The organism is Methylobacterium sp. J-078 (assembly GCF_022829285.1).
Classification (GTDB): domain Bacteria; phylum Pseudomonadota; class Alphaproteobacteria; order Rhizobiales; family Beijerinckiaceae; genus Methylobacterium.
This window is the reverse complement of the sequence record NZ_JAKSYI010000112.1, coordinates 85,694-109,927: the sequence shown is the minus strand read 5'-3', so window position 1 is coordinate 109,927 and position 24,234 is coordinate 85,694. Positions and strand designations below refer to the sequence as shown.

The following is a 24,234-nucleotide window of genomic DNA, read 5'->3' as shown; positions in this document are numbered from 1 at the left end:
CGCCCGTCGAGTGCCGCTTTGCCGCTCCCCGAGGGGGGCGGCATCTTTTTGCGTGAAGCCGGCGGCACTTCGCCGTAAACACGGCGCCAGCGTTCACAACGGGACCCCAGACGCGGCATGCTGAGCCAGCTCGCGATCCGCGACATCGTTCTCATCGACAAGCTCGTCCTGAATTTTCGCGATGGACTCAGCGTCCTGACCGGCGAGACGGGCGCGGGCAAATCGATCCTGCTCGATGCTTTCGCCCTGGCGCTGGGCGGGCGCGGCGACGGCCGCCTCGTGCGCCACGGGGAAGGGCAGGGCGCCGTCACCGCCGTGTTCGACGTGCCCCTCGACCATGCGGCGCGGGCGCTCGCGGCCGAGGCCGAGATCGATACCGAGGGCGACCTCATCCTGCGCCGCGTGCAGATGGCCGACGGGCGCACCCGCGCCTTCGTCAACGACCAGGCCGTGGGCGTGCAGGTCCTGCGGGCCATCGGCGCGGCCCTCGTGGAGATCCACGGGCAGCACGACGACCGGGCGCTTGCCGATCCCACCACTCACCGCGCCATCCTCGACGCCTTCGGCGGCTTGCAAGGGCCGCTCGGACAGGTGACGGCGGCGGCCCGGCGGGTGAAGGCTGCGCGCAGCGCCCTGTCGGAGCACCGCGCCCGCGTGGAGGCTGCCGCTAAGGAAGCCGATTTCCTGCGCCACGCGGTCGCCGAACTGGAGATTCTGGCGCCCGAGGCGAGCGAGGAGACCACCCTGGCCGAGCGCCGCACGGTGATGCAGCAGAGCGAGAAGGTCGCGCGCGAACTCAACGAGGCCATCGAGGCCTCCGGCGGCGCCATCGTGTCCCACCTCTCCTCGGCCCTGCGCAAGCTGGAGCGGCGGTCCGCGCAACTGCCCGCCCTGGTCGAGCCCTGCGTCGCCGCCCTTGACACCGCCCTGACCGCCCTCGACGAGGCCCACACCATCCTCGACGTCGCCCTGCGCGAGGCGGAGTTCGATCCGCGCGAACTGGAGCGGGTGGAAGAGCGGCTGTTCGCGCTCCGCGCCGCCTCGCGCAAGTACCAGGTTCCGGTCGACGATCTGGCCGCCCTGCGTGAGCGCTACGCGGCGGATGTGGCCGCCATCGACGCGGGCGAGGAGGCCATGGCGGGCCTGGAACAGACCCTGGCCGAGGCGGAGGCCGCCTATGCCAAGGCCGCCACCCGGCTGACGGAGGGGCGCAGGCGTGCGGCCAAGGCCCTCGACGCGGCGGTGAAGGCGGAACTGCCTCCGCTCAAGCTGGAGCGCGCCCGCTTCATCACCGAGATCGCCACCGATCCGGAATCCCGCGATCCCGCCGGCATGGACCGGGTCGAGTTCTGGGCCCAGACCAATCCGGGGACCCGGCCGGGCCCGATGATGAAGGTCGCCTCCGGTGGCGAGCTCTCCCGCTTCATGCTCGCCCTCAAGGTGGTGCTGGCCGACAAGGGCTCGGCCCCGACCCTGATCTTCGACGAGATCGACACCGGCGTCGGCGGCGCGGTTGCGGATGCAATCGGCGCCCGCCTCGGACGCCTGTCGACCCGCGTCCAGGTGGTGGCGGTGACCCACGCGCCCCAGGTGGCGGCGCGCGCGGTGACGCACTTCCTCATCGCCAAGGACCCGGTCAAGGGCAGCGACCGGGTCGCAACCCGGGTCGCCTCCCTCGAGGCCCCGGCCCGGCGCGAGGAGATCGCCCGGATGCTGGCCGGTGCCACGGTCACGGACGAGGCGCGGGCCGCCGCCGCGCGCCTGCTCCAGGCGGCCGACGCCTGAACGCGTGCCGTCAACCTGACTTTAACCCTTCCTTAACCACGTTCGGTGACACTCGATAAACGGCGAGTGCGCTCCGATTCGGCGCCGGCGTTGGATCGCTCGAACGAGGGACTGAGACGTTGGACCAGAGGATTTGCGACGGCGAGAGGGAGGCCGCGCTCGAGAATGCGTGCCAACCGAACCTGCCCGACGACACGCGCTACCGGCTCGGGACGGCCCTGCGCTCGATCTACGAAGAAACCTGCGACACCCAGCCGATCCCGGACAGCCAGATCGACCTGCTCCTGCGCCTTCGGCACAAGGAGCGCGACCGGCGCCGGATGGACTGACCCGCCTACCAGCGACGCGAGTTCGGCCGGCGCCTGTACTCCGCCGCCCGGATCTGCGTCAGGACCCGGTCCAGGCTGAGCAGGAGCGTCTTCTCCTCGCTGCCGGCGCGCTCGACATCGTCCTGGCCGGTGCCGAACTGCTGGCGCATCCGCGCCATGGACAATTGCCGCTCGAGATCCTCACGCTGCGCGTGGAGGTCGAGGAAGGCAGCCTCTGCCTCGTCGGTGGTGCTCGATGTCTCCGTCACGGTTGATCACCTTCCCGCGCCGGTCGGGAACCGGCGATGGAAACCAACGCGCGACGTGGCGAAACCGTGCCATCCGCCCGCGATGCGGGATCAGCGGAATCCGCCGATGCGGCGGTCGCGCTTGCGCTCGGCGGCCGGCTGATAGGCGATCTGCGCGTGCGTGGTGCAGTAGGGCAGGCCGGTGATCGACCGGTCGCCGCAATAGTGGAAGTCCGGCGCCGTCGGATCGCCGATCGGCCAGCGGCACATGGATTCGCGCAGGTCCATGATCGTCACGCGGCGGGTGATCGAGAGCGCCACCGGGGCGACCGTCGACGCCGAGAGGGCCGCGATCGGCATCTCGCCCATCGGGATCGCGTCCTCGGCGTCCGTCGCGGCGTCGTTGGAATTCGGGCGCGGCATGCCGGCTGCCATCTCGGCCGACTTGACCCGGCCCGAGAGGCCGAGGCGGTGGATCTTGCCGATGACCGCGTTGCGGGTGACCCCGCCGAGCTGCGTGGCGATCTGGCTGGCGCTCAGGCCCTCCTCCCACAGCCTGCGCAGATGGTCGACGCGCTCGTCCGACCAACTCGGGACCGTATCCACCATCGCCCCCTCCGAAATCGTCGCATCCGACCGTTCCGCGTCGCCGCTCCCCTCGGGGCGCGGGCGCCGTGCCGACACGGCGGGAACTTTCGGATGATGGCCGAACCGACCCCCCGGCCGTCGACGGGCAAACCGTACAGGAGGCCGTGACGCGGAGGCAAGTGTGCCCCGACCGGCACGTGCGGCCGACGCGGGGCCTGTCCACCGGCAAAGGATCGGCCGGCGGCAGCCGGCACGCCTCGCCGGATCGGGCGGTATGGTCTAGAGCCGGGCGAACCCGCCCCCGACCTGACCGCGAGACCCCATGACCGCCCGACCGCCCATCGCCGTGTTCGACCTCGACGGAACCCTGGCCGAGACCGCAGGCGACCTCATCGGTACCCTGAACGTGATCCTGCGCCGCGAGGGGCTCCAGACGCTGCCCCTGGAACAAGCCCGGGACATGATCGGGGCGGGTGCCAAGGCCCTGATCCAGCGCGGCTTCACCACGGCCGGCGAGCCGCTGTCGACCGAGCGCCTGGACGCGCTGTTCTCGGACTTCATCGCCCATTACGGCGACCATCTCTGCGAGCAGTCGCACCTGTTCCCCGGCGTGGTCGAGGCGCTCGACGCCCTCCGGGCCCGCGGCTTCCTCCTCGCCGTCTGCACCAACAAGTACGAGGGGCAGGCGGTGCGCCTGCTCGGGCTGCTCGGCATCGCCGATCGCTTCGCGACGATCTGCGGGCGCGAGACCTTTCCGTACTTCAAGCCCGATCCGCGCCACATCACCCTGACGGTGGAGCGCGCCGGCGGCGATCCGGCCCGGGCCGTGATGGTGGGGGATTCCCGCGCCGACATCGACGCCGCCAAGGCCGCCGGCATCCCCGTGGTGGCCGTGCCCTTCGGCTACACCGACCTGCCGGTGACGGAACTCGGCCCGGATCGGATCATCGCCCATTTCGACGAACTCGCCGCCGCCGTGGACGCCCTGGTCCCGGCCGCCTGACGGGCCGGACGGCCCCGCGCCACGAAAGAGGGCCGCCCCACGGGGCGGCCCTTCGTCGTTCCGGGTCTAGGAGACAGAGATCAGTTGATGCGGTCGGCGAGGTTGGCCGAGTGGGCGTGCTCGCCGGCGATGTAGGGCAGCGCCTGGTTGGCGAACTCGCGGCCCTGCGCGTTGTCGCCGTTGCGGGCGTAGGAGGCGTAGAGGCCCAGCGTCCGGGCATCCGAGTTGGCCTGCTGGTCGACGTAGGTCCGGTCGAAGTCGCGGCCCGCGCGAGCGGACTTCAGGCGGTCGATGCGGCCCTGACCCTCGGCGCCGATGGCGACGCGGCGGCCCGGCTCGGAGGGGCTGTTGTCCACGAGGCCGACGCCGCCGAGGACGCCGCCGACGACGCGCTGGGCGATCGTGGCCGAGATCGTCACCGGGGCGAGCACCACGCCGACCGGGTTGTCGAGGCGGGTCTCGAAGGGCTGGGTGTCGGAGACGACGGTGCCGCCGGCGGTCAGCGAGGTGCCCTCGGGCAGCAGCGCCTGGGTGGTGGCCTTGCGCTCCACGAGGACATTGTGGGCGTACTGGCGGACACGCGGGTTGCGCGAGCGCTCCAGGGCGATGCGGCTCGACTCGATGCTCACCGCATCCGAGCGCAGGGCGGCGGCGCGGAAGTCGGAGGTGTCGGTCACGGCCGGCTGGTTGCCGTCGAACTGCGGCGCGACGCGAAAGGACAGGGGCTCCTGCGCGAGCGCCGGGGTGGCGAGGGCGGCGACCGACAGGCCGAGGGCGGCGAGGAGTGACTTGGTCATGGCGGGTTCTCTTTCCGGGGCGCCCGTTCGGCGCCGTTCTGGTGAATCGTTTGCGGTGCGGCAACACGTGGTCCGACGGGGCGTTCCACCCTGCGTCGCATTGGAGCCTTGCGTTTCGGGGGGTGTTATTCCGCCTCGCCGACTCCACGGCGGACCCGTTCCGCGCGGCAATCCCGAAGCGACGAGCGGATCTCACGTCCGCCGGCCTGCCTTGTCCCGAGGCCCCGGGAGGGCTCCATGATCGAACCGCAACCGCTCTTCGACGACCTCACCCGCTTCCACCTCGCCCGCGAGATCGAGCGCTGGGGCTGGTCCATCGGGGCGCATACCTACGGCGCCCCGCGGGTGCTGGAGGCGGGTCTCGCCGGCCTGACCATCGGGCGCTTCTGCTCCATCGGCCCGAGCGTCACCATCGCGCTCGGCAACCACCGCACCGACCTCGTGACCACCTATCCGTTCCGGGCCATCGCGGGGATCGTCGGCGGCGGGCTGTGGGCGGAAGCCCTGAAGGCGGGTCCGGATCACGACACACGCGGCGACGTGGTGATCGGCGACGAGGTCTGGCTCGGGGCGAACTGCACCATCCTGTCGGGCGTCACCATCGGCAGCGGCGCGGTGGTCGGGGCCGGCGCCGTCGTGCGGTGGGACGTGCCGCCCTACGCCATCGTGACCGGCAACCCGGCCCAGGTGACCCGCACCCGCTTCGACGCGGCGACCATCGAACGGTTGCTCCGGCTGAACTGGTGGGCTTGGCCGGACGCGAGGATCGCCGCCTACCTGCCCCTGATCCTCGGCACGGATATCGCCGCCTTTCTCGATCGGGCGGAGGCCGAGGCGCTCAATGCGCCTCCTCCCAATTCAGGGCGGCGCGCGCCTCGACCACCAGCGGCACCTTCAGGGTCAGGGCGGGGGCGGGGGCGTCGACCATGATGCGGGTGATCACCGGCAGGGCCTTGTCCACTTCGTCCTCGGGCGCCTCAAACACGAGTTCGTCGTGCACCTGCAGCAGCATGCGCACGTTGAGCCGCTCGGCCTTCAAGGCGTCCTCCATGCGGATCATCGCCCGGCGGATGATGTCGGCGGCCGAGCCCTGGATCGGCGCGTTGATGGCCTGGCGCTCGACGCTCGCGCGCTCGTTGGGGTTGTTCGAGCGGATCTGGGGATAGTGGCAGACCCGGCCGAACAGGGTGGTGACGTAGCCGAGGTCCCGGCAGCGGCGCCGGGTGTCGTCGATATAGGCGCGGATGCCGGGGAAGCGCTCGAAATACTGCTTGATGAAGGCGCCGGCCTCCTCGCGGCCGATGCCGAGGCGGTCGGCCAGACCGAAGGCCGAGATGCCGTAGATGATGCCGAAATTGATGGTCTTGGCGCGGCGCCTCAGGTCCGAGGTCATCTCGGCGAGCGGCACCCCGAACATCGCGCTCGCGGTGGCCGCATGGATGTCGATGCCGTCCGCGAAGGCCTGGCGCAGCTGCGGGATATCGGCGATGTGGGCCAGCAGTCGCAGTTCGATCTGGCTGTAATCGGCCGAGATCAGGCGATTGCCCTCCTGGGCCACGAAGGCCCGGCGGATGCGCCGGCCCTCTTCCGTGCGGATCGGGATGTTCTGCAGGTTCGGCTCTGAGGAGGAGAGCCGGCCGGTGGTGGTGGCGGCGAGCGAGAACGAGGTGTGGACCCGGTCGGTCTCGCGGTCGGCATGCGCTTGAAGCGAATCCGTGTAGGTGGATTTCAGCTTGGCGAGCTGGCGCCATTCAAGGATTTTTTTCGGGAGGGGGTGGCCAGCTTGCGCCAGCTCCTCAAGCAGGGTCGCGGGGGTGGCCCACTGGCCGGACGGCGTCTTCTTGGCGCCGGGCAGCCCCATCTTGCCGAACAGGATGTCGCCGATCTGCTTCGGGGAGGAGACCTGGAATTTTTCGCCCGCATCCTCCTGGATCTCTTCTTCCAGGCGCACGAGGATCTGCGCGAAGTCGCCGGACAGGCGGCTCAGCATGTTGCGGTCGACGCGGATGCCCTCGGCTTCCATCCGGGCGATCACCGGAACCAGCGGGCGCTCCAGGGTCTCGTAGACCGCGACGCGGTGTTCGGCCACGAGGCGCGGCTTCATCATCCGCCACAGGCGCAGGGTGACGTCGGCATCCTCGGCGGCGTAGGCGGTGGCCTTGTCCAAGGCCACCCGGTCGAAGGTGATCTTGGCTCGGCCGGTGCCGGCGACATCCGAGAAGGTGATGGGCTGGTGGCCGAGATGGCGGCGGGCGAGCTCGTCCATGCCGTGCCCGCCCTTGCCGGCATCGAGCACGTAGGAGATCAGCATGGTGTCGTCGAAGGGCGCCACCCGGATGCCGGAGCGCGCCAGCACCGCGAGGTCGTATTTCAGGTTCTGGCCGACCTTGAGCACCCCCGGATTCTCCAGGAGCGGCTTCAGGCGCTCGATGACCACCTTCGTGTCGAGCTGGCCGGCGGCCGGCTGGACCGCGTCCGTCGCTGCCTTGGCATCGCCGAACAGGTCGCCGTCGGCGCCCTTCACGGGCTCGACGTGTCGGAGGGGGATGTAGGCGGCGCGCCCCGGTGCCACGCAGAGGGAGACGCCGACGAGGTTGGCGTTGTTGGCGTCCAGGGAATCCGTCTCGGTGTCGACGGCGATCACCCCGGCTTCTTCCGCTTCCGCGATCCAGGCGTCGAGCTGCTCCACCGACCCGATCGTCTCGTAGGCGGCGGTGTCGAACGGCTTGACCGATTCCGCCGCCCGCGCCGCCACGAGGTTGGCCGGCGTCGGCTCGGAGGGGCCGCGCGGCTTGGGCGTCGCGTCGGGCAGGCCGAGATCGGCGAAGGGGTCGACCTCGCCGCTCGGCGCGCCGGACGCCGTCTCGGGATCGACCGGCACGGGATCGCCCAATGCTCCGGGAAGAACCGGGGCGTCGAGGGAGAACGGCGCGTCGGGCGCAGGCTCGCGGTTCGGCAGCAGGGCCGGGTCGGGCTGCACCGCCTCCGGGTCGACGTGGAGCATCTGCGCGATGCGCCGGGTCAGTGTGTTGAACTCCATGGCTTTCAGGAAGCCCACCAGCTTCTGGGGGTCGGGCTTGGGCAGGCGCAGGTCGTCGAGCGGCACCGGAACCGGCACGTTCTCCTCCAGCGCCACCAGCTTTCGCGAGAGGCGGGCCTGGTCGATGCTGGCGAGCAGGGTCTCGCGGCGCTTGGGCTGCTTGATCTCGGCGGCGCGCTCCAGGAGCGCGTCGAGGCTGCCGTATTCCTTGATCAGTGCGGCCGCGGTCTTCAGGCCGATGCCCGGCACACCCGGCACGTTGTCCGAGGTGTCGCCGATGAGCGCCAGCGCGTCGCCGATCTGCTCCGGGGCCAGGCCCTCCCATTTGGCGATGATCGCCTCGCGGTCGAGGTTGCGCTCGGGGCGGTAGCCGGGCTTGCCCTTGGAGCCGGATTCGAAGTCGTAGAACCGCACCAGGGGCCCGACGAGCTGCATCAGGTCCTTGTCGGAGGAGACGATGATGACGCCCGCGCCCCGCGCCTCGGCCTGGCGCGAATAGGTGGCGATGAGGTCGTCGGCCTCGTAGCGGATGAGTTCGATCGGCTGCAGCCCGAAGGCCCGCACGGCGTCGCGCATCAGCGGCATCTGCCGCTTGAGGTCGTCCGGCGCGTCCGGCCGGTGGCCCTTGTAGTCGGGAAACAGCTCCTTGCGGAACGAGCCCTCGGACTTGTCGAACACGATGGCCAGATGGGTCGGCATCACGCCCGCCGCCCCCTCCTGCACGAACTGGGCGATCTTGGTGCAGAACAGCCGCACCGCGCCGGTCGGCAATCCGTCCGAGGGCCGGGTGTTGTACTTCTGATCCTGGTTGATCGACTGGAAGTAGGCTCGGAAGATGAACGACGAGCCGTCGACCAGGATGATCTGATCGCCGGGGCCGACGGGCTTTTCGGAGAGGTCAGACGTCATCGGGCGGCACGGTCTCGCGAGGGGATATCGAGGCGCCTGCGTTCAAGGAGCCGGCGATCGGCTCAGTTCGGCGCGGCAGGCCGCGATGATCGGGTTCAGATGGTCGTGGACGGTCTTCCAGACGATGTCCAGCGCCACCCGATGATAGGCGTGCCGATAGAAATTTCCTGCCTCCGCGATGTCGCGCCAGGGGATCGCAGGGTGACGGGACTTGGTCTCTGGGCTGAGACGCCGGCTCGCCTCCGAGATGATTTCAAGGCAGCGTACGACAGCATAATTGGTGAGCTGGTCGGCCTCGAAGGCCGCGAAGGTCATGCCGGCGACGAAGCTCAGAGCCGCTTCGGAATTGGCGATGATGTCTTCGCATGCGTCATACGCGCGTTCAGAAGACAGGGATCGCATCGCGCTCGATCCTGTCCCTGATCCGATCTTTCAGGGTCTTGCGATTGGCCACATCGACCGCCACGGGAAACAGGTCGGCGATGAAGTGGCAGAGACCGACATAGGCATAGACGTCGAGCTTCACGCTCTCGTCGAGGTCGATCACGATGTCGACGTCGCTCTCCCTGGTCGCTTCGCCCCGCGCCGTCGAGCCGAACAGCGCGGCATGCCGGATGCCGCGCGCGCGCAGCGCATCCTCATGCGTCCGCAGGATCTGGATGGCAGCGTCCCGTTCCATGGCGAGAGTGTACCGCAACGCGGGCGGTGGCCGGAAGACCTTTCACGTCGCCGCCCCCACGGTATCGGCCATCCGCGCGTCCCGCGTGCCCAGCGGCTGCTCCGGTCCGCGCGTCGTGTCGGCCTCGGTCTGGTGCTCCATCTCGGCGTTGATCTCGGCGCCGAGGAGCACGATCGTGGTGGAGATCCAGATCCAGGTCATGAAGCCGATCACGGCGCCCAGCGAGCCGTAGGTCTCGTTGTATTTGCCGAAATTGGCAACGTACCAGGAGAAGCCCAGCGAGGTGGCGACCCAGCCCACCGCCGCGACGGCGCTGCCCCAGGTCACCCAGCGCCAGCGCGGCGCGTCGCGGCTCGGGCCGTAGCGGTAGAGCAGGGCGAGGCCGCCGAGCACGGCCACGAGCAGCACCGGCCAGCGCAGCAGGGCGATGTACCAGGCGTGCGCACTCAGCCCGAGGATGTTGATCGCGGCCGGCACCACGACGATGCCGATCAGCGCCAGGATGATGAACAGGAGCGCGCCGGCGGTGAAGGTCAGCGAGCGCAGGTTGAGCCAGACGAAGCTGCGCCGCTCGCGCTCCTCGTAGACGATGTTGAGGGCGGAGAAGACCGCCTTCATGCCGCCGTTGGCGCTCCACACCGACAGAACGATGCCGGTGAAGAAGGTCAGGCCCAGGGTGGTGTCGCCCTTGGCGGCGATGCGCTTGACCTGCTCGCCGATGATCTCCAGCGCCCCCGAGGGCACGACACCCTGGAGACTCGCCAGCTGGTCGTTGATGGTGGCGACGTCCGCCACGAGCCCGTAGCACGAGACCAGGGCGGCGATGGCGGGGAAGATCGCCAGGAGCACGTAGAAGGTCACCCCGGCGGCGACCGAGACGATGTTGTTCTCCGAGATGTCGTGGAACACCCGCAGCCCGATGTCCTTCCAGCCCTTGGCTGGGATTTCGGAGGGCTTGCGCGCCCCGCGGCCCCGCTCGGGCTCGTTCGCGGCCACCCGCTTTGCATCGGACCCGGTATGGGACGGGGAGGGCTGGCGCGTCGGGTCCCCCGGCATCGCCGGGGCCGGCGACGATCGACCCGTCCGGCGCGGGAGCGCGACCAAGCCGAGGAGCGCGGTGGCCAGGGCGACGGTCCAGAGGGTCGAATTTCTGGTCTCGTTCCTGGTCTCGACGGCGTCGGGACCCGTCGAGCGCTCGTTTCGTGGTGTCATCGATCGTCCGTTCCGCCGCAGGATATCGTCATCGCGCGGTGATGCCGGCGGGTGACGCCGGCATGTCTCGACGCAACACGCGTTGCTTGAGCAACAAGGCCCGGCGGCAAAGTGTTTCCTGCCCGCTCACGGAAAAGCGAGCGGACGGCCCGCGCCGGGCCCCGCGAACTTATTCCGCGAAACCCCGGACCGGAGACCGGCGTTGTGCGTCGCGGCACCCGAGGCGACGCGCGGGGCGGATTTTCGGGCGCATCGTGGACGTGAGGGCCGATCGCGGCTTGCTCCCGCGGGCGGCACGCGGCACGGCCCTGGGAGCCCTTTCCCTCGACCCGGAGACCACCGACCCGTGCCGCACGCGACAGAGCTGATCGCCATCATCGCCCTCGGCCTCGTGCTCGCCTTCGTCTGCGGAATGCTGGCGCAGCGCCTGCGCCTGCCGCCCCTCGTGGGCTACCTCCTCGCGGGCGTCCTCGTCGGCCCCTACACGCCGGGCTTCGTCGGCAACAGCCAGCTCGCGGGCCAGCTCGCCGAGATCGGCGTCATCCTGCTGATGTTCGGCGTCGGCCTGCACTTCTCGATCAAGGACCTGATGGCGGTGCGCACCATCGCGCTGCCCGGCGCCATCGTGCAGATCGTGGCGGCCACCGCCATGGGTGGCGCCCTGGCGCTGATCTGGGGCTGGGGCCTCGGGGCGGGCCTCGTTTTCGGCCTCGCCCTGTCGGTGGCCAGCACCGTGGTGCTGCTGCGGGCCCTGGAGGAGCGCCGGCTCCTCGACAGCGACAAGGGCCGCATCGCGGTGGGCTGGCTCATCGTCGAGGATCTGGCGATGGTGCTGGCCCTGGTGCTGCTGCCGGCGCTGGCTCCCTCCCTCGGCGGCGACGGCGCGGGCGCCGCGCACCATGCCGGGGACGGCAACATCTGGCTCACCCTCGGCCTGACGCTGGCCAAGGTCGGCATCTTCGCCGCCGTGATGCTGGTGGGCGGGCGCCGGTTCGTGCCCTGGCTCCTCGATCAGGCGGCGCGCACGGGCTCGCGGGAGCTCTTCACCCTGGCGGTGCTGGCGCTGGCGCTGGGCATCGCCTTCGGCTCGGCGGAACTCTTCGGCGTCTCCTTCGCGCTCGGCGCGTTCTTCGCCGGCATGGTGCTGGCCGAATCCGACCTCAGCCATCAGGCGGCGGCCGATTCCCTGCCCCTGCAGGACGCCTTCGCGGTGCTCTTCTTCGTCTCCGTCGGCATGCTGTTCGACCCCGGCATCCTGATCCGCGAGCCGCTCTCGGTGCTGGCGGTGCTGGGCGTCATCCTCATCGGCAAGTCCCTGGCGGCGGTGGCGATCGTGCTCGCCTTCCGGCATCCGCTGGGCACTGCGCTCACCATCGCGGCGAGCCTCGCCCAGATCGGCGAGTTCTCGTTCATCCTCGTCAGCCTCGGCCTGTCCCTGAAGCTGCTGCCCGAGGAGGGGCGCGACCTCATCCTCGGCGGCGCCATCCTCTCCATCACCCTCAACCCCCTGTTCTTCGCGCTCACCGACTGGGTCGGGCGCAAGGTCGCCGAGCGGCCCCACCTCGCCGCCCGCTTCGAGCGCAAGGGGGCCGCGGCGCTGGCGGTCACCACCGAGAACCCGCCCCATCGCGGCCACGCGATCCTCATCGGCTACGGCCGGGTCGGCAGCACCATCGGCAAGGCCCTCAAGGCCTGGGACCTGCCCTACATCGTCCTCGACCGCGACCGGCGCCGGGTGCTGGATCTGCGCCAGGAGGGCATCGAGGCGGTGTTCGGCGACGCTACGGCCCCCGGCATCCTTCAGGCCGCCGATATCGCGCAGGCCCGGCTGATCGTGGTCGCGACGCCGGAGCCCCACACGACGCGGCGCATCGTCGAACTCGCGCGCGAGCTCCGTCCGGGCATCGACACCCTGATCCGCACGCACAACGACGGCGAGCGGCGGCATTTCGAGGAGCAGGGCGTCGGCCTCGTGCTCATGGCCGAGCGCGAACTCGCGTTCGGCATGACCCTCTATGCCCTGCGCAGCCTCGGCCTGAAGGAGGGCGAAGCCCGCATCTTCGTCGACAGCACCCGGGTCGAGAGCCGCTCGGCGCCCATCGAGACCGAGATCGACCAGGTCACGCCCGAACTGCGCCCCCACAAGGATGAGGAAGCCTGAAAGCGTCAGGCGGCCAGGGAGAGCCCGAGTTCGTGCACCCGGCGGAGGTCCGCCACGAAGTCCGCGTAGGCTTGCGCCTTGGCCTCGTCGGGCAGGCGCAGCAGGTAGGACGGGTGCACGGTGATGAAGCCCGCATAGGGCTTTTCGAAGTCCGCCGGGCCGCGCGCCCGGGTGATCGGAATCTGCTTGCCCGTCAGGGCCAGCACGGCGGTGGCCCCGAGCGCCACCACGAGCCGGGGCGCGACGAAGTCGAGCTCCCGGTCGAGCCACCAGCGGTAATGGCTGACCTCGCCGGCGGTGGGCTTCTGGTGGATGCGGCGCTTGCCCCGCTCCTCGAACTTGAAGTGCTTGACCGCATTGGTGAGGTAGGCTTCGCCCCGAGCGATCCCGGCCTCCTCCATCGCGCGTGACAGCAACTGCCCGGCGGGCCCGACGAAGGGGCGACCCTGGCGGTCCTCCTGGTCGCCCGGTTGCTCGCCCACGAAGGCGATCGACGCGCCCAGCGGTCCCTCGCCGAGGACGGCCTGGGTCGCGCCCGGCACCAGCGGCTCCGAGCGCTTGATGATGGCGTTGAGGGCGTCGAGCGAGTCCGGGGCCTGGTCGGCCATGGCGGCCACCGCGCGGGCAGGGTTTCGCTTGACGGGCATCTGCGGCTCCCTCTCGATCATGGCGCCGGTGCGCGCCGCCGCCTGCCGGACGAGGCCCGGAATGGCGGCGGTCTCGGGCATGTTGCGCCAGTACTTCTTCGGCATCTCCGCCCGCATCGCCGTGAGGTTGGTGCGGGCGGGGTTAAAGGTGCTCTCGTAGTAATCGCGCCAGCCCGCCTCGAAGCCGTCCTGCGCCGGTGCGTCCTCGCGTCGCCCCGGGGGGCCGAAGGTCAGGGTATCGCCATCCCAGGAGGCCGAGGCCTCCGGCGTCAGGATGGTCCAGTGCAGGCTCCGGAAGCGCCCGACGAAGAACGGGGCGGCGGCCCCCAGGATGTGGTGGTCGGGCTCGAACCAGGCGACGAAGCGCTCGGGATCGCTTCCCTCAACGCGGCGGAAGCGCAGGAAGGCGTGCATCTTGTGGAGGTCGCGGGCGATGGCCTTGGCCATCCGTTCCAGGCGGTGGACCAGCGGATCGCTCGACACTTCCAGCAGCCTGCGCTCACCCTGCAGGACGCGCCAGATCAGGTCGTAGAGCAGGGCGTAGCGCTCCGAATCGCTGTGGAGCACCACCCGGGCGACGATCGCGGCGACACCGCGCGGCAGGTTCAGGGGCGCGTCGTCGGCCGGAGCCGGCGGCTCCATTCCGAACAGCCCCGGCGCCTCGCCGACGGACCAGAGCACCCGCTCGGGCGGAACGCCCCGCCCCGCGAGACGGCGGGCGGCCGCGCGAAAGCTGTCGATGTCGGCGCCCGGGGACAGGTAGACGGCTTCGAGCGCGCCGGAGCGGGCACCGGCCCCCGCGGAGGCGGGAGGGGCGGGTGTCGGCGCGCCCATCTCAGAACAGGCTCAACTGTTGCGGCGGGTCGGCGAGACGCGCCCGCAGGTCGAGGCGGTCGGTGAGGCCGCCGGCCGGGTGGTAATCGGCCGCGATCAGGAAGGGCCGCGCTCGCTTCAGGGCGGAGGTCAGCCGCGCCACGTCGTCGAGGCGCAGGCGGGTGTGCCGCCGCGCGCGAATGATCTTGTCCACCGCCCGGGCGCCGAGGCCCGGCACCCGCAGCAGCATCTCGCGGTCGGCGGCGTTCACGTCGACGGGAAAGCGCGCCCGGTGCTTCAGCGCCCAGGCGAGCTTCGGGTCGATGTCGAGGGAGAGCATCCCGTCCTCGGTGGCGTCGGCGACATCGTCGGGCGTGAAGGCGTAGTATCGCAGCAGCCAGTCGCCCTGGTACAGGCGGTGCTCGCGCTGGAGCGGCGGCGATTTAAGCGGCAGGATGCTCGAGCCGTCGGGGATCGGACTGAAGGCCGAGTAGTACACCCGCTTGAGGTTGTAGGAGCCGTAAAGGAGCGCGCTCTTGCGGATCAGGGCCTCGTCCGTGGTCGCATCCGCCCCGACGATGACCTGCGTCGATTGCCCGGCGGGCGAGAACCGACGTTTCTCGGCCTTGGCCTGCGTGATGCGCTCGCCGATCTGCGCGATGGCGTGCTGGATGACCGCACCGTCCTTCTCGGGCGCGAGGCGCTCCAGGCTCGCCTCGGTGGGCAGTTCGACGTTGATCGAGAGCCGGTCGGCGTAGAGGCCCGCCTCCTCGATGAGCCAGGGGCTCGCCTCCGGGATCGACTTCAGGTGGATGTAGCCGCGAAAGCCGTGGTCGCGCCGCAGGGATTTGGCCACCCGGGTGAGCAACTCCATGGTGTGGTCGGGGGACTTGATGATGCCGGAGGAGAGGAACAGCCCCTCAATGTAGTTGCGCTTGTAGAACTCCACCGTGAGGGTCACGACCTCCTCGACGGAGAACTTCGCCCGCTGAACGTTCGAGGAGCGCCGGTTGACGCAGTAGGCGCAGTCGAACAGGCAGTAATTCGTCAGCAGGATCTTCAGCAGGGAGATGCAGCGCCCGTCCGGCGTGTAGGCGTGGCAGATGCCGGCGCCCGTGGTCGAGCCGAGTTCGCCCTTGGCCGCGCTGCGCTTCGGCGCCCCGGAGGACGAGCACGAAGCGTCGTACTTGGCCGCATCGGCGAGGATGCGCAGCTTCTTCGCGAGCATTTCGTCCATACGGGAGAGATGCGCCTCGTTCGCGATTCGTTCAAGTTTTCGCGCGGGAAACCCGCATTTCTCCGCCGCCGCGATGTCGCAGGCCGGGGCGGATCAGAACGTGGGCTCGTCCGTCTCCTCCGCCTCGATCACCCGGCGCCCGAGACCGTAGCCGAAGCCGGCGCGCGCCATCGCGGCCAGATCCCGGTCGCGATAGGCCTCCCGCGTGCCCGGACGGCGCCAGGGGCCGAGGCGCCGCCGCTTGGCGTAGGCGCGGGCCGCCGCCTCTTCGAGGTCGGCGCCCTCGTCGGCCGCCGCGCGTTCGTTCTCCATGGCGGCCGCCACCTCCTCGCGGGGCACCCCCTTGGCGGCGAGCTTGGCCGAAACGGCGCGGGCGGAGGCGCCGCGCCGGCGCAGGGCGGCGAGGCGCCCGGCGGTGAAGCGGGCATCGTCCACGAGGCCGGCGCTCACCGCGCGGGCCACGGTGGCCTCGATCGCCTCCGCGTAGGCGGCCGCCTCCTCGCCGCGCAGGCGGCAGCGCTTGTCGACGCGTCGCTTCAGAGTCTGCCGCAGCATCGCCACGGAGGCGCTGTAGCGCTCGAGGTAGTGCAGCGCGGCGCGCTCCAGATAGGCCGGCGTCACCGGAGGCGGTGGCTTCCTCTCTGCCTGCGGGAGCTTGGCCTCGGCCTGTGCGGGCATCCGGCCCTTTTCCGCCCCCGGGCTTCCGGGACGCGGCGCAACGTTTCGCGGTGTCATCGGTTCTTCATGGTCCGGACAGGTTTCGGAGGCAGGCTGTCGCGATGGTGATCACGCTGGACAAGGGCTCGTGCCTGTCATGCCGGCATTCCTCGTGAGACGCGAGTGGTTGCTCGTCCTGCTGGCGCTGGGCTTCGCCCTCGTGGCGGGGATGCTCGTCTACCTGTCGCGGCCGACCACGCTCACGGTGGCGGTGGGGCCCCGCGACGGGGCCGAGGCGACGCTGCTCCAGACCTACGCGCAGGCCCTGGCCCGGGGCCACGAGGACGTACGCCTCAAGCTGAATTTCTACGATGACGTGCGCGACAGTGCCGAGGCCCTCCAACGCAACAAGGCCGACCTCGCGGTGGTGCGGCCCGACGTGCTGCTGCCGGAGAACGGGCTGACCCTCGCCATCCTGCACGACGAGGCCTTGCTGATCGCCGCCCCCGAGGCCGCCGGCATCGAGAGCTTCCCGGATCTGGGGCGCAAGCGTCTCGGGGTGGTGGAGCGGCACGCCGCCGACATGCCGTTCCTGACCAATCTTCTCGGCTTCTACGACTTCGTGTCGCGCCCCGTCAGCGAGACCGGGCCTGAGACCGTCCTCGGCCCGGCCCGCGTCGCCCTGGTGCCCCTGAAGCCCGGCGAGGTGACGAGCGCGCTGACCGAGGGCCGCGTCGACGCCGTGGCGGTGATCGCCGCGCCCGCCTCGAAGGCGGCGATCTCGACGGTGCGGGCCGTCGAGGCGGCCTCCGCCGAGAAGAAGATCAACTTCGTCTCGGTGGCCGACGGCGAGGCCATCATCCAGCGGATGCCCGAACTGCAATCCGTGACGATCCCCGCCGGCACCTTCGGTGGTCGCCCGAAGCGCCCGGAAGAGGACGTCAAGACGGTGGGCGCCTCCTACCGGCTGATGGCGCGCGGCAGCGTCAGCCGCTTCACCGTCGCCTCCGTGACGCAGCACCTGTTCGAGTGGCGCTCCAAGCTGGCGCCGCTGGCGCCCATCGCCAACCTGATGAAGGCGCCGGACTTCGACTCGACGGTGGCCGCCACCAGCGCCCGCCTACCCAACCATCCCGGCGCGGTGGATTACTTCGAGCGCGAACAGCAGACGATGTTCGAGCGCTACGAGGATTACATCTACCTCCTGGCCTTCTTCGGCGGCACCGTGGGCTCGGGCGTCGCCTGGCTCGCCCAGCGCCTCGCCCGCAAGCGTCGCGAGCGCATCGACATCGTCCTCGACCGGCTCCTCGATATCCTGCGCGAGGTCCGGGGCTCGACCTGCAAGGCCGACCTCGACGGCCTCGTGCGCGAGACCGACGACCTCGTGGCCGACGTCGTCCAGCATGCCCGCGAGCGCAACATCGACAACCGCACGGTGAGCGCCCTCATCCTGGCCATCGACGCGGTCCACGCCGCGATCAACGACGAGCGCCGCAATCTCGGCGATGCGGGCGCGGAGGGCGGCCGCGCCGTGGATCATGCCCGCACGGCCCGACTGCTGTCCCTGCACGCACCGGCGGCGGAGTAGCGCTCAGTACCGGATCGTCCCCCGCAGCCCGAACACGGCCGCGTTGCGGATGCGGGCGCCGCCGGCGTCGCGCGGGTTCGGGATGCTGCCGCCGGGGCGGAAGACGTACTGGAAGTCCGGCTGGAGCGTGACGCCGGGTCCGAGCACGGCCTGGTAGGTCGCCTCCAGCACCGCCTCGCTGCTGCGCCTCGGCATGGCGAGGCCGGTCGCCAGGATCCCATCGGTGTCGAGGCCGCGCGCCTGGGGGGAGATCCGCGCATAGCCGAAGGCGAGGCCCACGGTGTCATCGGAGCGGCCGGGCAGCAGGCCCTTATAGGCGATGCCGACATCCGCGTAGACGTCCACGAGGCTGCGGTCCGAGGGCGATCCGGAGACGCGCAGGAACACGCTGGCGCCGTCGTTGGGGTCGTCGGGCTCGCGGTAGACGGTCTGGTCGATGAGGCCGTAGAGGCCGGCCTGTCCCCGGAAGCGGCGGGCGATGCCGGTGCTCGAGGGCGCGGCCAGGGACGTGCCGGCGCCATCGAAGCGCAGGCTGTCGAAGCGCCCGAAATGATACCAGCCGCCCAGCGTCACCGTTCCGGCCTCGCCGGTGCTGCCGGGTTCGATGTTGTAGGCGTAGGAGGCCTCCGCGATCACCAGGACCGGGTCGCTCGTGCGAAAGTTGGTCCCCGTGCGGTTGCGGCGCTGCGGGTCGGGGTCGGCGCCGCCGCGCACCGGCCCGGCCGGGTCGCCGTCGAACAGGCCGACCTGGAAGGACAGGTTGGCGTTGGGCACGACCTTCGCCCGCACGCCCGGGACCGCGAGCGGGTAGATCGGGCCGCCGCTCGGGATCACCACCGCCATGTTGTTGGGCCAGCCGAAGGTGGAGTTTACGAACACCGTGCCGGTCTGGGTCACGGCGAACTCGGTGTCGGCGGCGATCTGCCCGAACTTCAGGCCGAACCGGTCGTCGAGGAACTTCTGCTCGAACCACAATTCGTAGATCCGCGACGACGGCAGCGCCTCGATGCCGCTGATCGTGATGAGGTTGCCCACCGCGCCGTGCGAGAGGCCGGCGCCGTGGATCTGGAACAGGTTGGTGTGAAGGGCGGCCCCGTTCCAGCCGAGCAGCGGCCCGAGGTCCACGTCGATCTCGAGGTCGAGCAGGCCCTCGTAGATGCCGCGCCGGCGAAAGCCCCCGGAGACGTTGCCGAGGCTCTCGCCGATATAGGTCAGGCTGTAGGTGACGCCGCGCGCCTTCAGGAAGGCCCGGAACCCGAAGGGGTCACCGTAGGGGCCGAGCTGGTCCTCGATCGAGGTGTCGAGATTGGCGGAGGGCCGCGACGAGGTCACGGACTGGGCGACCGAGGTCTGGGGATCGCCGCCCGCACCCCTCGGGGAGCCGATGGCGCGCCCTTCCGCGGCGAGGCGCGCGGCGGTCTCGGCCGGCGTCTCGGCCCGGACGATGCCGGACAGGAGTCCGATCGCGAGGAGGACTCCACCGGCGACCGCGAGCGGTCGTCGCGCGTGGGGGGCGTGTCGAAGCTGGGCCAAGCGTCTCGCGATCCGGACGGCGGGTCCCGTGCCGCGCCGGGCCCAGTCTAGCGGGTTCGCATGACGCTCAGGCAACCCCCCGGAAGCGGATCAGCCGGCCTCGTCGAGTTCGGGACCCCGGGTCACGTCGAGGCCGCCGCCCGCGCCTGGGGGCGGACCCACCGTCACGGGCCGGCCGCTGCGGGCGGCCTCGTAGATCGCCTCCATGAGGACCTGGTCCTGCAGGCCCTCCTCGCCGGGGGTGCGGGGCCGGCGATCCTCCTGGATGCAGCGGGCCATGTGGTCGATCTCCAGGGCGAACTGATTCTTCTGCGCCAGGATGCGGGTGTCCTGAGATTCCACCTGCCCGTCCGGCCGAGACACCACCAGGCGCTGGCCCCGATAGGCGAAGGCGTTCTGCAGGTCGATGTCGGCGCGCTCGGTATGGACCTGGAGTCGGCGCGACTCGTGCACCCCGTAGCTCGTCATGCACTGGGCGATGAGGCCCGAGGGAAAGCGCAGGGTGAAGGCGACCGACTCCTCGACCTCGGCGAACTTGGCGTCGCCCGGCGGCGAATGGATCTGCGCCTCCACGGAGACCGGCTCCTCGCCGGTGAGTGCGCGCACGCCGTTGAGGCAGTAGAGCCCGATATCCGGCAGGGCGCCGCCCCCGGCCAGCGCCTTCTTCAGGCGCCATTGCTGGGGCAGCCCGGTGGTCTGTCCGTTGAAGGCCTGGATCAGGCGCGGCCGGCCGAACTCGCCCGAACGGGCGAGCCGCACCACCTCGCGGTTATAGGGCTCGTACTGACAGCGATAGGCGATCATCAGCTTGACCTTGGCCGCCGCGCAGGCCGCGATCATGTCCCGCGCCTCAGCGGAGGAGGCCGCCATCGGCTTCTCGCAGAGCACGTGCTTGCCGGCCTTGGCCGCGGCCAGCACGTCGCCGCGATGCACCGCGTTCGGCGTCACCACGTAGACAGCCTGGACCGCCGCATTCTGCGCCAGGCGGTCCCACTCGTCGTAGCCGTAGACGGCCTCCGGCGCGATTCCATACTGCTCGGCCACGAGCTTGGCCTTGGCCGGCGTACCCGATATCAGCGCGACCACGCGCGCCCGCTTGGCCTCGCCGAACGCCGGCAGGATCTCCTCCAGGGAGAGCCGCCCGAGGCCCACGATGGCAAAGCCCACCCGCTTGCCCGGCGGCATCGGCGCGGGCGGCGGCGGGGGCGCCCGGTCGCCGGGGCCGCGCCAGTTCGGGAACATCACCCTGCCCCCCTGCACCGCGCCGGTATCGGCCGGGACCGAGGGGCCGGGCGGTCCCGATTGCGCGGATGCCCCGGTCGCGCCGAGGGCGAGCCCCGTCAGGGTGGCGCCGCCGGCACGAAGGACGTTGCGGCGGGAGAGCGGGAGTTCGTCCGTCATGAAGCTCGCTGTCGGTTCCGGCGGGACAGGATGGCCGGGCGCTGCGCGCGCGCCGGCATGTTCTGTCGGGAACGTCACGGCGAGAAACGCGGTTCCGGGGCGCGTCAGGCCGCCTCGTTCTCGTTTCGCGCGTCCCGCGAGGCCGAGGAACTCGGCGCCTCCACCTCGCCCCGCTGCTGCAGGACCAGGGCCACGAACCAGCACAGGGCCGCCCAGGCGGCCCCCACGCACCAGCCCGCCACCACGTCGCTCGGCCAGTGCACCCCGAGATAGATCCGGCTGATGCCGACGAGCAGGGTCATCGACACGCCGATGGTGAGGACGAGGATCTTCACCCCGCGCTGCCGGTCGACCCGGGCGATCAGGCTGGCGAGCGTCAGGTAGGCGATGGCCGACATCATGGCGTGGCCACTGGGGAAGCTCGCGGTGAACACCTCCATGCCGTGGGGCACGAGGTCCGGGCGGGGCCGGTGGTAGAACAGCTTCAGGACCGTGGAGGCGATCTCGCCGCCGCCGATCGCCGCGATCACGAACACGGCGATGCGCCGCCGCCGGGTCATCGCCAGGTAGGCGCAGGCCGCCGCCGTCACGAACACAATGGTGAAGACGCTGCCGAGCCCGGTGATGTCGCGCATGGTCTCCTCGAGCCAGCGCGGCCCGATCGGGTCGGAGATGTCGGCCGGGTTGCGCAAGGCCAGCAGGATCTTGCGGTCCAGCGCCGCGGTGGAGCCTTCGCCGACCTCGTGGGCCAGGGCGAAGAAGCCGTAGCCGAGCAGGCTCACCGCCAGGAGCGTGATGACGGGCCCGACCTCGTTGAGGCGCAGCGCCAGACGCAGGGCGTTCACCCGGGTCACGAGCGGATTGTTGCGGTAGCCGGAGGGCAGGGCTTTCATGCGGGCAAGGCTTTCATCGGATCGTCCTTAGCGTGCGGGCATGCCGTCGCAACCCCGCCGGCCTCGCAAATCCATCATCCGAACGTGAACGTGGCCCGGCGCTCCCAGGGGCCGCCGAGGTAGCGCCAGAGCAGCAGGCCCGGCGCGGTGAAGCGGAAGGGCGCGAAATCCGCCTCGAGTTCGGCGTGCAGCGCGCGGGCCGTGGCGGGATCGACCTTGTTCTGGACCGTGACGTGCGGGCGCCAGCCCTGGCGGTCCTGGGCGGTCAGGCCCTCCTCCAGGGGCTCGAACTGCTCGACGAGGCGCGCCCGGAAGGCGGTGAGCGCCTCCGAGGCCAGGACGTAGGCGACCCCGCGGCCGGTGAAGCGCAGGCCCGTCACCGCCACCTCGGGGGGCGCCTGGGTCCGCGACAGGGCCGCGAGGGTCTCGGCGATGCCGGGCTCGCTCGGGCCCGGCAGGTGGTGGAACAGGGTGGCGTGCGCCGGGATGTGGTTGAGGGCCTTCGGAAAGTGCCGGCGGCGCAGCCCGTCGAAGCGGGCGAACGTCTCCGGGTCCATCGCGAGGGTCAGGATCAGCGGGTCGGGGGTGGGGGTCGGCTGTGTCATGCCGGGGGGAGATGGCGCGCCGGGCCGCCGGGTCCAGGCGTCGCCGGGCGGGAGGCCCAAGCCTGTTCAGGGTCCCGCCGGGCCGCTAGAGAGCGCCCATGCGACGCAAACACCTGGACTTCGTGCATGTGGGCCGGGACGGCTGGCTCTTCCTGATCGGGGGTACCAACGGCGTCCTCGACCAGTACCGCGTGAGCTTCGCCCGCTGGAGGCTGCTGCGCGGCTGGCGCCGGCTGATCGCGGCCCGCGCCGCCCGTGCCCAGGCCCTCGGCATCCGCTACCTGCACGTCATCGTGCCCGAGAAGCTCTCGGTCTACGACGACCGCACCGGGGATCTCGCCTACGATCCCGGGCGCTCGCCCGCCCGGGCGCTCGCCCGGCGGCTCATCAACCATCCCGCCTTCATCGATCTGCTGGCCCCGCTGCGGGCGGCGCGGAACGGCCCCGTTCCGCTCTACCACCGCACCGATACGCACTGGAGCTACGACGGCTGCCTGCTCGCCTACCGGGTCCTGATGCGGGCCTGCGGGGCCGTCCCACCCGCCGGCCTCGACGCGCGCGAGCGCTACGAGATCACCTCCGTGCGCGACCTCGGCGCGAAGATTCCGGAGGCGCCGATCGAGACCACGAGCCAGGGCGTGATCGACATCCTGGCCCGCCGCGTCTACGCGAGCCCCCTGGTGGAGGCCTACGAGGCCGCCGGCCGGGCGCCCGATCTCCATGTTGGCGCCCATGTGCGCTTCCGGAACGAATCCCCGCAGGCCGATCCCCGCACCGTCGTGCTGTTCGGGGATTCCTACGCGCATTTCGCACCGATCATGCTGAGCGGCCTCCTGGCGGAGACCTTCCGTGAGGTGCACTTCATCTGGTCGTCCAGCATCGACTGGGGCTACGTCGCCGCCGTGAAGCCGGACCTGCTGCTGTTCGAGATCGCCGAGCGCTTCCTCGTCCGGCTGCCCGACGACACCTTCGACATCGCGTCCTACCAGAAGGACGAGCATCTCGCCGAGGCCGTCACGCCGCCCCTGATCGCGGAGGGGGTGGCCGCGCGGGGTTGAGCGCCCATCTCGACCAAGGGCGGTCCCGGGAAAACCGGACCGGCTCGCGGGCAGGATCGGACAGGGAACATCGGACATGGGATTGCTCGTCGACGGAGCCTGGCAGGACGCCTGGTACGACACCAAGGAAAGCGGCGGCCGCTTCCGGCGCACCGACGCCAAGTTCCGGAACTGGATCACCGCCGACGGCGCCCCCGGCCCCAGCGGGGAGGGCGGGTTCCCGGCCGAGGCCGGGCGCTACCATCTCTACGTCTCCCTCGCCTGCCCCTGGGCCCACCGCACCCTGATCGTGCGGGCCCTCAAGGGCTTGGAGGAGGCGATCTCGGTCTCGGTGGTCGACCCGCATATGGGGGCGGAGGGCTGGGTGTTCGGCGATTCGCCCGGCGCCACGCCCGACACGGTCAACGGCGCCACCCGCCTGTACGAGGTCTACCTAAAGAACGATCCCGGCTTCACCGGCCGCGTCACCGTGCCGGTGCTGTGGGACAAGCTGCGCGGCCTCATCGTGTCGAACGAGTCGGCCGAGATCGTCCGCATGCTGAACGGCGCCTTCGGGACCGGGCAATCCGACCTCTACGCGCCCGACCTCTACCCGGCCGACCTCGCGGGCGCGATCGATGCGGTCAACGCCCGGGTCTACGACGCCGTCAACAACGGGGTCTACAAGGCAGGCTTCGCAACCGGGCAGGGCGCCTACGCGGAGGCCTTCACCGCGTTGTTCGCCGAACTCGACGCCCTGGAGGCCCGCCTCGACGCGGCGCGCTACCTCTGCGGCGACCGGCTGACGGAGGCCGACATCCGCCTGTTCACCACCCTGGTGCGGTTCGACGCGGTCTATGTCGGGCACTTCAAGTGCAACCGGCAGCGCATCGCCGACTATCCCAACCTGTCGAACTACCTGCGCGACCTCTACGCCTTGCCGGGAGTCGCCGGCACGGTGAACCTCACCCACATCAAGCGGCACTATTACGAGAGCCACCCGACCATCAACCCGACCGGCATCGTGCCCCTGGGGCCCGCCCTCGACTTCGCGGCGCCGAACGACCGCGCGGCCCGCTTTCCGGCCTGAGCC

At 70.7% G+C, this 24,234-nt stretch carries 22 protein-coding genes; 8 read left to right on the top strand and 14 right to left on the bottom strand.

The window, feature by feature from the left end; genetic code table 11:
• The first annotated feature begins 117 nt into the window (after nucleotides 1-117).
• Nucleotides 118-1,785: a DNA repair protein RecN gene (recN, locus tag MKK58_RS19010; protein WP_243913794.1), complete on the top strand. Its 1,668-nt coding sequence runs from the start codon at nucleotides 118-120 to the stop codon at nucleotides 1,783-1,785.
• 119 nt (nucleotides 1,786-1,904) lie between these two features.
• A complete protein-coding gene (locus tag MKK58_RS19005) occupies nucleotides 1,905-2,114 on the top strand; it encodes a hypothetical protein (protein ID WP_243913792.1) in 210 nt (69 codons plus the stop codon).
• Nucleotides 2,115-2,119: 5 nt separating this feature from the next.
• On the opposite strand, the gene MKK58_RS19000 is transcribed toward MKK58_RS19005, so the two are convergent.
• Together MKK58_RS19000 and MKK58_RS18995 are read right to left on the bottom strand one after the other, a co-directional pair.
• On the bottom strand, nucleotides 2,120-2,362 hold the full coding sequence (locus tag MKK58_RS19000) for a hypothetical protein (protein WP_243913790.1): 243 nt from the start codon (nucleotides 2,360-2,362) through the stop codon (nucleotides 2,120-2,122).
• Between the two features lie 90 nt (nucleotides 2,363-2,452).
• Nucleotides 2,453-2,950: a GcrA family cell cycle regulator gene (locus MKK58_RS18995; protein WP_243913788.1), complete on the bottom strand. Its 498-nt coding sequence runs from the start codon at nucleotides 2,948-2,950 to the stop codon at nucleotides 2,453-2,455.
• A gap of 301 nt (nucleotides 2,951-3,251) precedes the next feature.
• Between MKK58_RS18995 and gph the strand changes: the two genes are divergently transcribed.
• Nucleotides 3,252-3,932: a phosphoglycolate phosphatase gene (gph, locus tag MKK58_RS18990; protein WP_243913786.1), complete on the top strand. Its 681-nt coding sequence runs from the start codon at nucleotides 3,252-3,254 to the stop codon at nucleotides 3,930-3,932.
• Nucleotides 3,933-4,012: 80 nt separating this feature from the next.
• On the opposite strand, the gene MKK58_RS18985 is transcribed toward gph, so the two are convergent.
• Entirely contained in the window at nucleotides 4,013-4,729 is a 717-nt protein-coding gene (locus MKK58_RS18985) for a DUF4142 domain-containing protein (protein ID WP_243913784.1), read from the bottom strand.
• 237 nt (nucleotides 4,730-4,966) lie between these two features.
• On the opposite strand from MKK58_RS18985, the gene MKK58_RS26880 reads away from it, so the two are divergent.
• Nucleotides 4,967-5,659 (top strand): CatB-related O-acetyltransferase, encoded by a 693-nt coding sequence (locus tag MKK58_RS26880; RefSeq protein ID WP_279578454.1) that lies wholly within the window; start codon nucleotides 4,967-4,969, stop codon nucleotides 5,657-5,659.
• Here MKK58_RS26880 and polA read toward each other — a convergent pair.
• The 4 genes from polA to MKK58_RS18960 are packed head-to-tail and all read right to left on the bottom strand — an operon-like array spanning nucleotide 5,568 to nucleotide 10,569.
• On the bottom strand, nucleotides 5,568-8,678 hold the full coding sequence (gene polA / locus MKK58_RS18975) for a DNA polymerase I (protein ID WP_243913782.1): 3,111 nt from the start codon (nucleotides 8,676-8,678) through the stop codon (nucleotides 5,568-5,570). The genes MKK58_RS26880 and polA overlap by 92 nt on opposite strands.
• A 42-nt stretch (nucleotides 8,679-8,720) precedes the next feature.
• The gene (locus tag MKK58_RS18970) at nucleotides 8,721-9,080 is read right to left on the bottom strand and encodes a DUF86 domain-containing protein (protein WP_243913781.1); all 360 of its coding nucleotides are present in this window, start codon (nucleotides 9,078-9,080) and stop codon (nucleotides 8,721-8,723) included.
• Nucleotides 9,061-9,357 carry a nucleotidyltransferase family protein gene (locus MKK58_RS18965; protein WP_243913780.1) on the bottom strand — a complete coding sequence of 99 codons (297 nt, stop codon included), beginning with the start codon at nucleotides 9,355-9,357 and terminating at the stop codon, nucleotides 9,061-9,063. Before MKK58_RS18965 ends, MKK58_RS18970 begins: the two co-directional genes overlap by 20 nt.
• A 42-nt stretch (nucleotides 9,358-9,399) precedes the next feature.
• The gene (locus MKK58_RS18960; protein ID WP_243913779.1) at nucleotides 9,400-10,569 is read right to left on the bottom strand and encodes a YihY/virulence factor BrkB family protein; all 1,170 of its coding nucleotides are present in this window, start codon (nucleotides 10,567-10,569) and stop codon (nucleotides 9,400-9,402) included.
• Nucleotides 10,570-10,915: 346 nt separating this feature from the next.
• Here MKK58_RS18960 and ybaL point away from each other — a divergent pair, with 346 nt between their 5' ends.
• A complete protein-coding gene (gene ybaL / locus MKK58_RS18955; RefSeq protein ID WP_243913778.1) occupies nucleotides 10,916-12,730 on the top strand; it encodes a YbaL family putative K(+) efflux transporter in 1,815 nt (604 codons plus the stop codon).
• A 5-nt stretch (nucleotides 12,731-12,735) separates the two neighbouring features.
• On the opposite strand, the gene MKK58_RS18950 is transcribed toward ybaL, so the two are convergent.
• The 3 genes from MKK58_RS18950 to MKK58_RS18940 form a co-directional block, all read right to left on the bottom strand.
• Nucleotides 12,736-14,211, bottom strand: coding sequence for a UdgX family uracil-DNA binding protein (locus MKK58_RS18950; RefSeq protein ID WP_243913777.1), 1,476 nt, complete (start codon nucleotides 14,209-14,211; stop codon nucleotides 12,736-12,738).
• Nucleotide 14,212: 1 nt separating this feature from the next.
• Nucleotides 14,213-15,427 carry a putative DNA modification/repair radical SAM protein gene (locus MKK58_RS18945; RefSeq protein ID WP_243913770.1) on the bottom strand — a complete coding sequence of 405 codons (1,215 nt, stop codon included), beginning with the start codon at nucleotides 15,425-15,427 and terminating at the stop codon, nucleotides 14,213-14,215.
• Between the two features lie 93 nt (nucleotides 15,428-15,520).
• On the bottom strand, nucleotides 15,521-16,105 hold the full coding sequence (locus tag MKK58_RS18940) for a RecX family transcriptional regulator (RefSeq protein ID WP_243913769.1): 585 nt from the start codon (nucleotides 16,103-16,105) through the stop codon (nucleotides 15,521-15,523).
• Nucleotides 16,106-16,241: 136 nt separating this feature from the next.
• Here MKK58_RS18940 and MKK58_RS18935 point away from each other — a divergent pair, with 136 nt between their 5' ends.
• A complete protein-coding gene (locus tag MKK58_RS18935) occupies nucleotides 16,242-17,672 on the top strand; it encodes a TAXI family TRAP transporter solute-binding subunit (RefSeq protein ID WP_243913768.1) in 1,431 nt (476 codons plus the stop codon).
• A 3-nt stretch (nucleotides 17,673-17,675) separates the two neighbouring features.
• Here the strand turns inward: MKK58_RS18935 and MKK58_RS18930 are convergent, their stop codons facing one another.
• From MKK58_RS18930 to MKK58_RS18915, 4 genes are all read right to left on the bottom strand, one after another.
• Complete coding sequence (locus MKK58_RS18930) at nucleotides 17,676-19,136, bottom strand: carbohydrate porin (RefSeq protein WP_409565275.1); 1,461 nt, start codon at nucleotides 19,134-19,136, stop codon at nucleotides 17,676-17,678.
• A gap of 159 nt (nucleotides 19,137-19,295) precedes the next feature.
• Nucleotides 19,296-20,606, bottom strand: coding sequence for a Gfo/Idh/MocA family protein (locus tag MKK58_RS18925; RefSeq protein WP_243913767.1), 1,311 nt, complete (start codon nucleotides 20,604-20,606; stop codon nucleotides 19,296-19,298).
• A gap of 104 nt (nucleotides 20,607-20,710) precedes the next feature.
• On the bottom strand, nucleotides 20,711-21,499 hold the full coding sequence (locus tag MKK58_RS18920) for a phosphatase PAP2 family protein (protein WP_243913766.1): 789 nt from the start codon (nucleotides 21,497-21,499) through the stop codon (nucleotides 20,711-20,713).
• A gap of 74 nt (nucleotides 21,500-21,573) precedes the next feature.
• Nucleotides 21,574-22,104, bottom strand: a complete 531-nt coding sequence (locus MKK58_RS18915) for a 2'-5' RNA ligase family protein (protein WP_243913764.1) — start codon at nucleotides 22,102-22,104, stop codon at nucleotides 21,574-21,576.
• Nucleotides 22,105-22,202: 98 nt separating this feature from the next.
• Here MKK58_RS18915 and MKK58_RS18910 point away from each other — a divergent pair, with 98 nt between their 5' ends.
• Nucleotides 22,203-23,162 carry an alginate O-acetyltransferase AlgX-related protein gene (locus tag MKK58_RS18910; RefSeq protein ID WP_243913762.1) on the top strand — a complete coding sequence of 320 codons (960 nt, stop codon included), beginning with the start codon at nucleotides 22,203-22,205 and terminating at the stop codon, nucleotides 23,160-23,162.
• Nucleotides 23,163-23,238: 76 nt separating this feature from the next.
• Nucleotides 23,239-24,231, top strand: coding sequence for a glutathione S-transferase family protein (locus MKK58_RS18905; RefSeq protein WP_243913761.1), 993 nt, complete (start codon nucleotides 23,239-23,241; stop codon nucleotides 24,229-24,231).
• Nucleotides 24,232-24,234 lie beyond the last annotated feature (3 nt).

Coding starts and splice junctions, on each gene's coding strand:
- MKK58_RS18985 (WP_243913784.1), bottom strand. CDS start 4,729: ATGACCAAGTCACTCCTCGCCGCCCTCGGCCTGTCGGTCGCCGCCCTC.
- MKK58_RS18965 (WP_243913780.1), bottom strand. CDS start 9,357: ATGGAACGGGACGCTGCCATCCAGATCCTGCGGACGCATGAGGATGCG.
- polA (WP_243913782.1), bottom strand. CDS start 8,678: ATGACGTCTGACCTCTCCGAAAAGCCCGTCGGCCCCGGCGATCAGATC.
- MKK58_RS18945 (WP_243913770.1), bottom strand. CDS start 15,427: ATGGACGAAATGCTCGCGAAGAAGCTGCGCATCCTCGCCGATGCGGCC.
- MKK58_RS18970 (WP_243913781.1), bottom strand. CDS start 9,080: ATGCGATCCCTGTCTTCTGAACGCGCGTATGACGCATGCGAAGACATC.
- MKK58_RS18960 (WP_243913779.1), bottom strand. CDS start 10,569: ATGACACCACGAAACGAGCGCTCGACGGGTCCCGACGCCGTCGAGACC.
- gph (WP_243913786.1), top strand. CDS start 3,252: ATGACCGCCCGACCGCCCATCGCCGTGTTCGACCTCGACGGAACCCTG.
- recN (WP_243913794.1), top strand. CDS start 118: ATGCTGAGCCAGCTCGCGATCCGCGACATCGTTCTCATCGACAAGCTC.
- MKK58_RS18925 (WP_243913767.1), bottom strand. CDS start 20,606: ATGACGGACGAACTCCCGCTCTCCCGCCGCAACGTCCTTCGTGCCGGC.
- MKK58_RS18905 (WP_243913761.1), top strand. CDS start 23,239: ATGGGATTGCTCGTCGACGGAGCCTGGCAGGACGCCTGGTACGACACC.
- MKK58_RS18995 (WP_243913788.1), bottom strand. CDS start 2,950: ATGGTGGATACGGTCCCGAGTTGGTCGGACGAGCGCGTCGACCATCTG.
- MKK58_RS18910 (WP_243913762.1), top strand. CDS start 22,203: ATGCGACGCAAACACCTGGACTTCGTGCATGTGGGCCGGGACGGCTGG.
- MKK58_RS18935 (WP_243913768.1), top strand. CDS start 16,242: ATGCCGGCATTCCTCGTGAGACGCGAGTGGTTGCTCGTCCTGCTGGCG.
- MKK58_RS18940 (WP_243913769.1), bottom strand. CDS start 16,105: ATGCCCGCACAGGCCGAGGCCAAGCTCCCGCAGGCAGAGAGGAAGCCA.
- MKK58_RS26880 (WP_279578454.1), top strand. CDS start 4,967: ATGATCGAACCGCAACCGCTCTTCGACGACCTCACCCGCTTCCACCTC.
- MKK58_RS18915 (WP_243913764.1), bottom strand. CDS start 22,104: ATGACACAGCCGACCCCCACCCCCGACCCGCTGATCCTGACCCTCGCG.
- MKK58_RS18950 (WP_243913777.1), bottom strand. CDS start 14,211: ATGGGCGCGCCGACACCCGCCCCTCCCGCCTCCGCGGGGGCCGGTGCC.
- MKK58_RS18920 (WP_243913766.1), bottom strand. CDS start 21,499: ATGAAAGCCCTGCCCTCCGGCTACCGCAACAATCCGCTCGTGACCCGG.